Annotated in this window: 12 protein-coding genes; 6 read left to right on the top strand and 6 right to left on the bottom strand. The window is 54.9% G+C overall.

The window, feature by feature from the left end:
• The coding region (locus H8Q75_RS00500) for a glycoside hydrolase family 38 C-terminal domain-containing protein (protein WP_297039513.1) at positions 1-2513 on the top strand (2513 nt) is incomplete at its 5' end.
• On the opposite strand, the gene H8Q75_RS00495 is transcribed toward H8Q75_RS00500, so the two are convergent.
• Positions 2510-2929, bottom strand: a complete 420-nt coding sequence (locus H8Q75_RS00495; RefSeq protein ID WP_024123928.1) for a single-stranded DNA-binding protein — start codon at positions 2927-2929, stop codon at positions 2510-2512. The two genes, H8Q75_RS00500 and H8Q75_RS00495, sit on opposite strands and share 4 nt — an antisense overlap.
• Before the next feature lie 175 nt (positions 2930-3104).
• On the opposite strand from H8Q75_RS00495, the gene H8Q75_RS00490 reads away from it, so the two are divergent.
• From H8Q75_RS00490 to H8Q75_RS00480, 3 genes are read left to right on the top strand one after another with little or no spacing between them, the layout of a single operon-like run.
• Complete coding sequence (locus H8Q75_RS00490; protein ID WP_024123929.1) at positions 3105-4403, top strand: FAD-dependent oxidoreductase; 1299 nt, start codon at positions 3105-3107, stop codon at positions 4401-4403.
• A 40-nt stretch (positions 4404-4443) separates the two neighbouring features.
• Positions 4444-5019, top strand: coding sequence for a DUF3365 domain-containing protein (locus H8Q75_RS00485; protein WP_024123930.1), 576 nt, complete (start codon positions 4444-4446; stop codon positions 5017-5019).
• A 12-nt stretch (positions 5020-5031) separates the two neighbouring features.
• Positions 5032-5508 (top strand): DUF3122 domain-containing protein, encoded by a 477-nt coding sequence (locus tag H8Q75_RS00480; RefSeq protein ID WP_024123931.1) that lies wholly within the window; start codon positions 5032-5034, stop codon positions 5506-5508.
• Here the strand turns inward: H8Q75_RS00480 and H8Q75_RS00475 are convergent.
• From H8Q75_RS00475 to H8Q75_RS00465, 3 genes are read right to left on the bottom strand one after another with little or no spacing between them, the layout of a single operon-like run.
• On the bottom strand, positions 5505-6878 hold the full coding sequence (locus H8Q75_RS00475) for an anthranilate synthase component I (protein WP_297039516.1): 1374 nt from the start codon (positions 6876-6878) through the stop codon (positions 5505-5507). The two genes, H8Q75_RS00480 and H8Q75_RS00475, sit on opposite strands and share 4 nt — an antisense overlap.
• Positions 6878-7780: a CbiQ family ECF transporter T component gene (locus H8Q75_RS00470; RefSeq protein WP_024123933.1), complete on the bottom strand. Its 903-nt coding sequence runs from the start codon at positions 7778-7780 to the stop codon at positions 6878-6880. Before H8Q75_RS00470 ends, H8Q75_RS00475 begins: the two co-directional genes overlap by 1 nt.
• A 9-nt stretch (positions 7781-7789) precedes the next feature.
• Positions 7790-8521, bottom strand: a complete 732-nt coding sequence (locus H8Q75_RS00465; RefSeq protein ID WP_024123934.1) for a PspA/IM30 family protein — start codon at positions 8519-8521, stop codon at positions 7790-7792.
• A 140-nt stretch (positions 8522-8661) separates the two neighbouring features.
• On the opposite strand from H8Q75_RS00465, the gene H8Q75_RS00460 reads away from it, so the two are divergent.
• Positions 8662-9075, top strand: coding sequence for a pentapeptide repeat-containing protein (locus tag H8Q75_RS00460; RefSeq protein ID WP_071823286.1), 414 nt, complete (start codon positions 8662-8664; stop codon positions 9073-9075).
• Here H8Q75_RS00460 and H8Q75_RS00455 read toward each other — a convergent pair.
• Positions 9072-10199 carry a histidinol-phosphate transaminase gene (locus tag H8Q75_RS00455; RefSeq protein WP_024123936.1) on the bottom strand — a complete coding sequence of 376 codons (1128 nt, stop codon included), beginning with the start codon at positions 10197-10199 and terminating at the stop codon, positions 9072-9074. The genes H8Q75_RS00460 and H8Q75_RS00455 overlap by 4 nt on opposite strands.
• Before the next feature lie 114 nt (positions 10200-10313).
• Here H8Q75_RS00455 and H8Q75_RS00450 point away from each other — a divergent pair, with 114 nt between their 5' ends.
• The gene (locus H8Q75_RS00450) at positions 10314-11249 is read left to right on the top strand and encodes a DnaJ C-terminal domain-containing protein (protein WP_024123937.1); all 936 of its coding nucleotides are present in this window, start codon (positions 10314-10316) and stop codon (positions 11247-11249) included.
• A gap of 11 nt (positions 11250-11260) precedes the next feature.
• Here the strand turns inward: H8Q75_RS00450 and panB are convergent, their stop codons facing one another.
• Positions 11261-12046: a 3-methyl-2-oxobutanoate hydroxymethyltransferase gene (gene panB / locus H8Q75_RS00445; RefSeq protein WP_297039495.1), complete on the bottom strand. Its 786-nt coding sequence runs from the start codon at positions 12044-12046 to the stop codon at positions 11261-11263.
• Positions 12047-12442 lie beyond the last annotated feature (396 nt).

The following is a 12442-nucleotide window of genomic DNA, read 5'->3' as shown; positions in this document are numbered from 1 at the left end:
GTCAAGGGCAGCGCCCCGTTTTAGATCCGTTGCTGGCGGAGATTCATGACAGAATGCTGGCGATCGCCACCCCTTTACGGGAGTTCACTATCCATCTGTGTGGCCATGCCCATTTAGACTTGGCGTGGCTCTGGCCAATCGCAGAAACATGGCAAGTGGCACAGTCCACTTTTCAATCCGTCTTGGGGCTCAAGAAACGCTACCCTGAGCTGACCTTTACCCACTCCACCCCAGCTTTGTATGCCCATTTACAAACCCATGCCCCGGAACTCTTTGGGCAAATTCAGGCAGCCGTTGCCGCCGGTTGGTGGGATGTGGCAGCGGGTCTTTGGGTGGAACCGGAGCTCAATCTCATTAATGCCGAGTCCATTGCCCGTCAAATTCTCTATGGGCAGCAGTACGTGCAGCAGGTCTTTGGTGACATTAGCCCCATTGCTTGGTTGCCCGATACCTTTGGCTTTCCGGAACGCTTGCCCAGTTTCTTGGCCCAAGGGGGGATTCGCTACTTTGTCACCCAAAAATTGCGCTGGAATGACACCACCCGCTTTCCCCACGGTTGGTTTGTCTGGCGGGATGTGGCGGGGGCTGAGATCAATGCCCTGATGTCAGCGCCCATTGGCGAGGGGATTGATCCAGTGAAAATGGCGACCTACGCCCAACAGTGGTGGCAACAAACGGGATCGCGGCGCAGCCTCTGGCTCCCCGGTGTTGGGGATCATGGCGGTGGACCAACGGCGGAAATGTTGGAACGGGTGCGACGCTGGCAACGCCTTGACGGCCTTGGGCCGCAGTGGCAATGGACAACCCTGCGGCAGTATTTGGAACAGTTGAGCCAAGAAACACCGCCGACCACTCAGTGGCAGGGGGAACTGTATTTAGAATTCCATCGCGGTTGCTACACCAGTCATGGTGATCAAAAGGCTGCCCACGATCGCGCCCAACGGCAACTGCAAGAGGCAGAGCGCTGGTGTGCCCTCGCCGCAATTACGACTGCTTTTTCCTACCCCAGGGAAGAACTCAAAACCTGTTGGCAACAACTGCTCTTTAACCAGTTCCACGACATTCTGCCTGGCTCCTCAATTCCTGAGGTCTATGCTGAGGTCAATCCGACATGGCAGCAGCTTCTGAAAACCACAGAAACATTACTGGCTGCGGCCCAAACCGCTCTGTGTGCGTCGATAGACTACGGCACCCCCCCCGTGGCAGGGGCAATTCCTGTGGTTATTTTCAATAGTGGGGTGGGCGATCGCGCCGGGGTTGTCCACATTGATTTGGCGCAGCTACCGCCGGAGATCCCCTCTTGGCGGGTGTATTGTCCACGGGGTAACTACGATTTACCAGCCCAGTTGAATACTCCCCAGGGGTGTCTGACCTTTCGTACCCCTGAGGTGCCGGGAATTGGCTACACACTCCTGTGGCTCTGCCCGCGATCGCGCCCTGACCCCTTACCCACCCCGCCCTTGGGCTATGTCTTGGAAAATAGCTATCTTCACGTTGAGATTGATCCGACAACGGGGGAAATCACCAACCTCTACGACAAGTTGAATCATCGTCCCTGTTTGGGCGAGCGCGGCAATCAACTGCAATTTTTCCGTGATCAGGGGCAGTACTGGGATGCCTGGAACATTGATCCCAACTATGGGCAGCACCGCCTGGCGGGCGCGATCTTAGAGTCAATTGAATGGGTGACGTGGCATCAACTGGAGCAACGCCTACGGGTAAGGTGGCGCTTTCAGTCCTCAGGGATTCAGCAGGAATATGTGTTGCAGTATCAAACCCCCTGGCTGCGCATTGATACGGTAATTGACTGGCAGGAGGAACATATTCTCCTCAAGGCAGCTTTTCCCTTGGCAATCAGTGCTGAGCAGATCACCTGTGAAACTCCCGGCGGCGTTACGGTGCGCCCGACACTCCCGAATCCGCACCTCAGTCCCCATGAACAAACCAAATGGGAGGTGCCCTTTCTCACCTGGGTGGATTTGAGTACGCCAGAGTATGGGGTGAGTCTTTTCAGCAACTGCAAGCACGGGCTTGATGCCCAAGCCAATCAACTGCGCTTGACCCTCTTGCGATCCCCCACATGGCCTGATCCGACGAGCGATCGCGGTCAGCACCGCTTTAGCTATGGCGTGTTTCCCCACAGGGGGTCATGGCAGGCGGCGGCTGTCTCCCAATGGGCGGCTCAGTTTCATCATCCCCTCAGGAGCGCGATCGGCCACGGTGCAGCGAAGCTGTTTGGTCACTCTCCAGGAACCTTACCCGCCCACGCCCATCTGCTCCATTGGTCGGAGGCTAGCATTCAATGCCTTGCTCTCAAGGAGGCTGAAGATGGAGAGGGCTGGCAATTGCGAGTGGCAGAGGTCACTGGGGAAGGGGGCACCTTGGAACTGCACTCAACCCTCATCCCATGGCAGATCAAAGGCGGCCAAACCCTCCTGGAGAGGTCCACAGACCGTGGAGACCGAATGACCCTGGAGCCATGGGAAGTGGTAACCCTGCGGCTGGAAACTTAGAAGGGCACCTCGTCCAAGTTGATATCCCCGGCTTCAGGTTCAGGGGGTGGGGAGGCCACCCTGGGTGTCACGGGTACGGTGGCGGCGGGCTGTGCAGGGTGGTCCACAATGTTGCCCTCAACTGTGTAGAAACGGCTCACCACTAACTCGGCGCGTTTTTCTTTGAAGCCCTCGGGGCGGTCAATGGTGTCCATTTTTAGCCGACCTTCTAAAATCAGGCGATCGCCTACCTTGCATTCTGCGTGCATTTTTTGTCCCAAATTCCCCCAAGCAACTGTTCGCAAACTCATGGGTGGTTCTTCACTGCGAAGGCTGGCAAACTGCACCACCATCGTCGCCACTGCCATTTGATTTTCTTGGGTGTAGCGCAGTTCTGGGGCTTGGATCACTTCCGCAAAGAGGACGCAACTATTCATCTGTGGGCTTCCAACAGCTCATGTTCTTTCCAGTATAGTCCCAATGGCTGCCGCAACAAGGCCACAAGATGAACAGTGCAACTCTGGGGTTTTTCTCAGCACAGATGGCTGTGGCCAATTGTATCTTCTTATACTACCATATAGTTAATTAAATAAATTTGTAGAGGATACAGTCATGGCACGGGTGGTTGTCCTTGGGGCGGGCATTGGTGGATTGCCCACAGCCTACGAATTGAAACATCGTTTCGGCGATCGCCATGAAGTGATCTTGGTCTCTGATGTGGATCGCTTTACGTTTATCCCAGGATTAGTGGCGGTTGCCCTCGGATACAATTCCCTCGAACACCTGCAAGTGCCCCTAGAGAGGGTCAGCCGGCGCCATCGGCTGAGATGGGTGCAAGGGAAAGTTCAGCGGCTTGCCCCTGAGGAAAAGAAAATTTACTTGCCTGAACAAACCCTTGACTACGACTATTTGGTGATTGCCACAGGGGCAGAACTGGCACTTGATACGATTCCCGGGCTCGGTATTTACAGCCATTCCGTGTGTACTCCCGCCCACGCAGTAGCTGCCCAGAGAGCATGGCAAGAATTCCTCAAAGAGCCAGGGGACTTAGTTGTGGGTGCCGCTCCCGGCGCCAGTTGCTTTGGGCCTGCCTATGAATTTCTCTTTTTGGCAGAGCAGGCCCTGCGGCGTCATGGATTGCGCGATCAGGTCAAGATCACCTTCATTACCCCTGAACCCTACGTTGGCCACTTGGGAATTGGTGGGTTGGCCAATGGCGATCAACTCACCCGCAACCTGATAGAGAAACGGGGCATTGAAACAATTACCAACGCTGAGATAACTGCTATCGAGCCGCATCGAATCCTGCTGCGGGATGGACAGGTGATCCCCTTTGGCTACAGCATGATTTTGCCACCTTTTCGCGGAGTGGCCTTTGTGCGCGCCTCTGGCCTTGGCAATGAGAAGGGGTTTTTGCCCTTGCTGCCCACCCTACAGCATCCCAACTTTCCTGAAATCTATGGGGTGGGCATCAGTGTTCACTTTCCACCTTTAGAAGTGACCCCTGTGCCTATGGGAGTGCCCAAAACCGGTCAAATGACGGAGGAGATGGCGATCGCTGCGAGCCACAACATTGCCGTTGCCCTTGGGGAATTAGCGGCTGACCCTGTGGTCCCGACACTGGATGCCCTATGTTTTGCTGACTTTGGCAATACCGGTATTGCCTATATTGCCGCTCCGGTCATTCCGGAACCCCCTGGGGGGAACCGCCGCTTGGCCTACGCCATTCAAGGATTGTGGGTCAGTTGGGTCAAGGCCGCCTTTGAACGCTACTTCCTGCTGAAAATGTGGTGGGGACTGAGTGTCCCTTGGTTTGAACAGTGGGGACTGCGGCTATTCTTTGGCCTTTCCCTTGTGCGTCCCCTGCAACCCACGGTGTTTCCAGAGCAGCAACCCATCATAAAAGTTTGACAGACAAACATTGACAAAATTTAATAAAGGAGTAACTTCTATGGTGCGCATCTTTCTCATGGCTCTGTTGATGGCGTCCCTATGGATCCAGGCTTCCCCGCCCACCTTGGCCAGTGTGAATCCTGATGAGCTGGGGAAAGTGGTCACAGCCATTGAACAGTTGGATCAAATGCGCATTGGCCTTGCCTCTACCCTAGAAGGGGGTACTGGCGAACCGACCCTTGACACCTTTAAGGCCGTCTGTGCCCCCGTGGGCAAGCAAGCCAAGGAAATTGCTGCTGCCAATGGCTGGCAAGTGCGTCAAGTGGCCCTCAAGTATCGCAACCCCAACCATGCCCCGCGCACAGCCCTGGAAGTGCAAGCCTTCAATCAGTTTGATAACAACCGCCAACTGCAAGCCTTTTGGCAAACTGATAACGAAGGGGTGCACTACTTCCGTCGCATTGATGTCCAAGCCAGTTGCCTTGCCTGCCATGGCGCTAAAAATCGCCGTCCTGCCTTTATTCAGGAAAAATATCCCAGCGATCGCGCCTATGGCTTCCGTGTTGGCGATCTGCGGGGCATTTACGCTGTAACGATTCCGCAAATTCAGCAGGCACTCCAAACCTCACCCTAAGGAGGTCCTCCCATGGCCCGTTGGGAACGTTGTTTACTTTTGATTCTGTTAGTCATTCCCCTGTGGCTGGCGGTGTCCCCCAGTAGCGATGCCATGATTCGCACCATTGAAGAGGCTCCCAACCAAGTGGTGGTGCAGTCGCGGCATTCGTTGCGCGATAATCATGGCTTTACGTGGCAGGTGATTCTCTTTTCGCGTCCCGACCAGTTGCAGTTGCGCTTGGTGGGGTTTCCAGAGCAGTACCATTTTCGCCATCCCGATCCCTTGGTGTTGATCACGTCCAGCGGTCAAACCCTCACAGCTGCGGATGACTTTCCCAAGGCAGACACCGTTGCCAATGTAGGACAGTTTGATCTGTTGCCCCTTGCCTCGCAACTGCCGAGGAGTGAGCCCTTGGTTCTGCGTCCACCCCTAGAGGAGCAGGGGATTGAGATTGCTGTTCCTGCCGCTGTGGTCATTGAGTGGCACGCCCTGATGGCGGAAGTTTAGGAACGGGTGGCAATGGGCGTTGGTGTTCCGAGGGCAAGGAGCAGGGCTTGGGCTTTGCTCAGGGATTCTTGCCATTCCCGTTCTGGATCGCTGTCGGCCACAATACCGGCACCTACTTGTCCCCAGGTTTTCTGGCGATCGCGCCCCACCAAGAGGGTACGGATGAGGATATTCAAGTCCAGATGCCCTCGCTGATCCCAGTAGCCACAGGAACCGTAGAACAAATTGCGGGGAAAGGGTTCAAGAGCTGCCAAAATCTCCATGCAGCGCACCTTGGGACAGCCGGTAATGGTGCCACCGGGAAAGAGGGCACGGATCACATCCACGGGGGATCTCCTCGGCTGTAACTTGCCGCGCACATTGCTCACGAGGTGCATCACATGGCTGTAGTACTCCAAACTGAGGAGTTCATCCACCACCACACTGCCCCATTGGCAGATTCGCCCCAAGTCGTTGCGCTCTAAATCCACAAGCATAATGTGTTCTGCCTGTTCCTTGGTATTGCTGCGGAGTTCCTCGGCGTGGGCGCGATCGGCCGCAGGGGTTTGGCCGCGGGGACGGGTACCGGCAATGGGTCGTGTTTGCACCCAATCTCCCTGAACCTGCACCAAGCGTTCCGGTGAGCAACTGACAATGTAGCCCCAAGGGGTTTGCCAAAAGCTGGCAAAGGGAGAGGGGTTAATCTGCTGTAGCTGCAGGTATTGTTGCCACGGATCAACGCGGCCATCATGGCAAAAGCGCGCCGACAGATTGGCCTGAAAAATATCGCCAGCGCGGATATGGCGGAGAATTTGCTCAACGGCTGCTTGGTAGGTCTCGGACTGCCAGCCCGCCGCGAGTTCAATGCTGCCGGGGCGATCCGGTAATAAGAGGAACTGCTCAAGGGGGGGATCTTCAAGAGTTTGTTGCAGCGCCGCCAGTTGACTCGCACTCGAAGCCGCCAGATACAGGCGATCCGCCTGATGATCCAAGACAGCAAAGGCTTGAGGCTCATACCAAAAGGCCACTGGAAAAGGGAGCGGATCGGGCTTGGGCGGGGGTAGCGCTTCAATTTCCCATGCCAATTCGTACCCCAGCCATCCCAACCACCCTCCTGCAAAGGGCAGATGGCTGACTTCTTCGGGCACAGCGGTTGCTTGGGGAAATGTTTGTAATGTTGGCAGCACCTCACCGAGGGATAAAACCCACTGGCGATCGCGCCGTGGTGACCCCGCACAAATGGAATAGCGAGCTTGGGGTGTGGGGGCTTGGGCTGGACTTTCCAGTAGGACAGCAATTGGCTCCCTCAAAAACAACTGCTGAAAAATAGCGCGACCCGTGCGCCCACGCAGGGGCAGACAGCGCCAAAGCCACGGCTCACAGGGGCGCATCACGAGTGCTCAACCCCCAACCAACCCAAGCGAATTAACCAAAATAGCCCCAGACCCCCCAAGGCTAACCAATCGCGCCGCTGCAATCGCAGATGGTGCCACGGGTTATCGTAGGTTTCCGGTTCTTGAAAGCCCCGCACTTGCATCGCACAGGCCACCTGTTCTGCCCGCAGGAGTAAATTTTCCAACAGCCGTACCGCTAAGGTGAGCCACAGCTTGATACTGCCTTTAATGCCCACAAGTCGCCAATTGATGGCACGAGTCCGCACCGAGCGGCTCAGGTTTTGCACTTCTTCCAAGACCAAGGGAATAAACCGCAGTGAAAGCGTCAAGGTCAGGGCAATTTCGGCCACCGGCAGCTTAAAGCGTTTCAGGGGCTGCATGAGATTTTCTAAGCCAGCGGTCACTTCCTCAGGAGCGGTGGTGAGCAAAAACAAATGCGTACTGTACAGGAGTGTAAACAGGAGGGTACTCAGGCGGATGCCTAAATCCAGCGATCGCTGGGAGACTTGCAGCTGAATGGGAAACTGACCCACTTGGGCGTGAAATTGCCACAGGATATAGCGGTAACTCGTGGCCGGAACTGTCGCTGCCAAGGGACGGCGGGGTTGATAGGTTACAGCCATCCCATCGGGCATCAAAGCTGTGATCACCAGAATTAAACTACCCACCAGGAGGAGCCACAGCAGTTGCCGCCGCCATACCCGTGCCGGAATTCCCCCTACGAGCGTCAGGAGAATTAAGCTGACCACTAGCCCCAACCGCCAAAAGACATCCGCTAAAATAGGGGCCAACAGAAACGTCATCAACCATGCCAACTTCACCCGTGGATCAAGGCGGTGCAGCCAAGTGATGGGTTGTTCAAGGTATAGCCCTAGGGGGAGCGATCGCAGCAAATCCATGGAAAATCGCTAGTTTTTCTCCAGTTGTCGCCGCAGGGCTTCCAATTCTGGATCGTAGGCAGGGGTGCTACTGGGGGACAGTTGCGGATTGGCTAACTCCGCCTTCAGCCGCGCTAAGTCCTCCTCCACACTGCCCCCTTCTAGGGCAGCAAACTTGGCTTCGAGGGTATCGCTATTGAGTTCAGCCACCGCTTGGGAGCGAGCCTCCAGTTCCTGAACCCGCTCTTCCATGCGCTCAAAGGCGGCCATTGGGGCGTTGATGTTCATACTGCTAAAGGTTTGTTGCAGTTGCTCTGAGGCCTTGGCTGCCCGTGCCCGTGCCACTAGCATTTCCTTGCGGGTTCTCGCTTCAGCAATCTTGCTTTCAAGCTGTTGCATTTGTTTTTTGAGAGCTTCTACTTGGGTCACAGACTGCTCCAGTTGCCCTTTGAGGGCCATGGCTGCATTGAGTGCTGTTTTTTTGCGACTCAAGGCCTCTAGCGCCAGTTGCTCATCCCCATGTTGCAGGGCAATTTTGGCACGGCGTTCCCACTCAGCCGCCTGCTGTTGGTTTTGGTTGAACTGTTGCTCTAACCGCTTTTGGGAGGCGATCGCTTGGGCAACGGCTTGCCGCAGTGTTACCAGATTGTCCTGCATTTCGATCATGGTCTGCTCGAGAATTTTTTCGGGATCTTCAGCAGCACCCACCAGCGCATTGAGCCAACTGCGAACCACACGGCTGACGCGATCAAATAGTCCCACAGCGTTATCTCCCTATTGGTTCCTTATCTATAGCAGTATGCCACTTTCTTCAGATTCTTTGGCCACAAGTCTCAAAAACGCTTGCTGCCCTGGGCTTAAGCTATAGTAAAATCATTGGAATCTTGATCCTAACTTTAGTGATGTCTGCTTCTTCGGGGCGATCTTCAGACTCCTTTGATAAACATGGTTTTCTCAGTCGCTACGCCCCGGCCATTATTAATCAAAATAGAGCCGATCAAATGCTGGCGGACTATGCCAAGGGGCGGCGTGACTTTCGGCGGCTTGATTTGCGTGGCATCACCCTAGAAGACGTGAATTTAGCAGGGGCAAATCTCAGTGGTTCGGATTTAAGCAATGCCACACTCATCAATGTAGATTTGACTGATGCCAAGCTGATTGAGGTTCAGCTGATCAATGCTGAACTCACGGATGTGCAACTGCGCCAGGCGAATCTTAGTCGAGCTAATCTGCGAGGTGCTAAACTCACCCATACTTCCTTGGCCACGGCAACCCTGCGGGGCACAGTCCTCCCCAATGGCCGGTTGTCGGATTAGTTGTCAGATTCGTTGTCGGATTGATCGTGTTGGTTCAAATAGGCTTGCAGCCGTTGCCAAAAGCGCTCCATTTCCGCAGGGGTGCCAATGGTTACCCGGATGCCGCCGGCGATCGCCCGCACAAGGGTGCCCTGACTCCTCAAGGCATCCCACAGGGGCGGGGTGTGTTGGGGTTCGCGCAAGCGGAAAAAGAGGAAATTGGCCACACTTGGCCACACCTGCAGTTGGGGGCATGACTGAAGCCGTGCATAGAGCTGATCTCGCTCCGCTAGCACCGTGGGAATTTCTGCTAGCAGCGCCTGACGATGGTCAAGGGCAACTTGCGCTGCCACTTGAGAAAATGTAGGCAGGTTATAGGGCAGACGAACCTTTTCTAAAACCGCAATCACCTCTGCATTGCCAATGGCATAGCCGACCCGATGCGCCGCCAGTCGAAAGGCCTTGGAAAACGTCCGCAGGATCAACCAGTTAGGATGGGCTGCCAAGTCCCCCACCAGTGTCTTGCCGGAAAATTCAAAATAGGCCTCATCAATCACCACTAAAATATCCTCAGGAAGCTGCCGTAGCCAGTCCACCTCAGCTGCAGTTAGGGGGTTTCCCGTCGGCGAGTTGGGTTGCAGCATAAAGAGAACGCGCACCGGTGGCGCCGCTTGGGCAATGAGGGTATTGGCGGCGGCAATTTGCACTGCAAACGTGTCAGGATCGCGGGTTGCCCGATGGACGGGAATCCCTAGGGTTTGGGCGAGGATCCCGTATATGGAAAATGTTGGTTCTGCCACTAGGATAGAACCGTAGCCCCCAATCGCCGTAGCCAGCAGTATGGAGCGAATCAGCTCATCGGAGCCGTTGCCAACCGCAATTTGGTGTGGGGAAATTTCAGTTGGGCTGTGTTCACTGACGTAGCGGGCGATCGCCTGCCGCAGCGGCCAGTGGTGACTATCGGGATAGCGATGACTGCCTAGGGTGCTGACGTACTGCTGAGCTAACGCCTCCTTAAGGGCAGTGGGCAAATCCCAGGGAAACTCATTGGTATCGAGGTAGTCCAGTTCTAGCGGTAGGGAGTCGCTCGTGGGGGTGGAGTAGGCGCGAAAGTTGCTCAGTTCTGGACGAAGAAACGTCGCCATGCCAAGACAGTATAAAGGGATTCAACTATAATAGCACTGAGCTTTTTGCCCTAATTTGCTGTCAGCCCTGACACTCAATCTCCATCTTTTGACTACGTAGAGGCGAATGTTCCTATGGCGCGTACCGACTTCAAAGATTACTACCAAATCCTCGGGGTCAGCAAAAATGCCACGGAGGCTGAAATTCGGCAGGCCTTTCGCCGCCTTGCTCGCAAATATCACCCGGACTTGAATCCGGGGGATAAAGAGGCAGAAGCTCGTTTTAAGGAAATTAACGAAGCCCACGAAGTTCTTTCAGATCCGCAAAAACGACGCAAATACGATCAATTTGGTCAGTATTGGCAACAGGCCAGTGCAGCGGAGGCGGGTGGCTTTAATGTCAATGTGGGCGATTTTGGCGCTGATTTTAGTCAGTTTGCCAACTTTGAAGACTTTATCAATGAATTGCTGGGGCGATTTGCCACAGGCACAGGGCGTACCCGCACTTGGAGCACGGTTGGGTTTGATACCTCAGGATTTGGCAGTGCCGATGCAGAAGCAGAGATCCAAATTAGCTTTCAAGAGGCCTTTCAGGGCTGCCAAAAATCATTCGCCATTGGTAATGAACAGGTAACCGTGACGATTCCCGCTGGCATTAAGCCGGGGACGAAGTTGCGGCTGCGGGGCAAAGGTCAATATAACCCCTACAGTCAACAGCGGGGAGATTTATATCTCACGGTACAGGTGGCGCCCCATCCCCTCTTCCGCTTTGAGGATGATCAACTGGTGATTGATTTGCCTATCACTCCCGATGAAGCTGCTTTGGGTGCGCAAGTGACGGTGCCAACACCCTCGGGGAATGTGGTTTTGAATGTGCCTGCGGGAACGCGATCGGGGCAATCGCTCCGGTTACGGGGCAAAGGCTGGCGCAGTAGTGGCGGCATTGCTGGCGATCTCCTGGCCAAGGTGCAAATTGTGCCCCCCAAATCCCTGAGTGCCCAAGAAAAAGAACTCTACGAAAAATTGCGATCGCTCCGTACCTTTAATCCCCGTGCCCATTGGCCGATCTGAGTCGATCTAAGTCAGGGAAATTGCCGCGATTTGACGGCTTGGCAGTAATTTTCAATGGCGGCGATCGCCTGTGTTCCCAAGTCGGCATACACCTTAGCAAAGGGGGGCACCTGGAAACTCAAGCCCAAAACATCTGCAGTCACCAGTACTTGACCATCACAGTGGGGGCCGGCGCCAATTCCAATTGTGGGAATCTTCAACTGGGCGGTAATCTGCTGCGCCAAAGCCGCAGGAATATGCTCCAAAATCACCGCAAAGGCACCGGCTTCAGCAAGGGCAAGGGCACCCGCTAGAATCGCTTCTGCGCCTTGGGGAGTATTCCCCTGTTGTCGCCATCCCCCCAACTGATGTACCCGTTGGGGCAATAGACCCACATGACCCAGCACTGGAATTCCAGCCTCCACTAAGCACCGCGTTGCTGCCTGCACCACAGGGGAGGCACCTTCCATTTTCACAGCTTGCACTTCTGCCTCTTTGATTAGGCGCCCCGCCGATCTCAGAGCCTGTTCAGGGCTTTCTTGGTAGCTCAAAAAGGGCAGATCACACACCAGGAAACTATGGGTAACGCCTCGGCGCACTGCTTGGGCATGGTGAATCATCTGGTCAAGGGTCACAGGCAACGTGGTTTGATATCCAAGGGCAACCATCCCCAGGGAATCCCCCACAAGGATCACATCCACCCCCGCCGCATCCAACAGGCGGGCCCACAGATAATCCCAAGCCGTGAGCATGGTAATGGGTTCTCCCAGCGCTTTTTTTTCTTGGAGTTGGGGTAATGTTACAGGGCGACGCACCATGGCCATATTCAAGAGGGTTGTATCCCCATCCTCTAAAGGAACAGAGAAAACGTCAATTGAGCTTTATCAGCAGGAAGCCCCCCATTGCGGATTCTGTTCACTCAAACATAAATTCAGTGTCGAGGTCAGAGCTGTATAGGGTATGATTGATGAAACAGATGTGGAATCTCTGGAGAGTTTCCCTGATGGGTCTCAGTATGTCTGCGCCCTGGGTCCTGCAGTGGCAGCAAGTGGAGACCTCTGTATAAAGATGTCGATGAAACGTGAAGTCCGCTCTCCATCTGAGGTGTGTTTATTCAGTGAACAGGAGAGTCGGGGGTCGTTCACCCATAGTACACATGTCTTTGCCTGCCTTTGTTGAAGCCCTATTAACCCCTGCTGCTTACCCTCATGCGG

It is taken from the genome of Thermosynechococcus sp. OHK43 (assembly GCF_014466085.1).
Lineage (GTDB): Bacteria > Cyanobacteriota > Cyanobacteriia > Thermosynechococcales > Thermosynechococcaceae > Thermosynechococcus.
The sequence above is the reverse complement of the archived record's forward strand: the minus strand, read 5'-3'. Positions and strand labels throughout refer to the sequence as shown.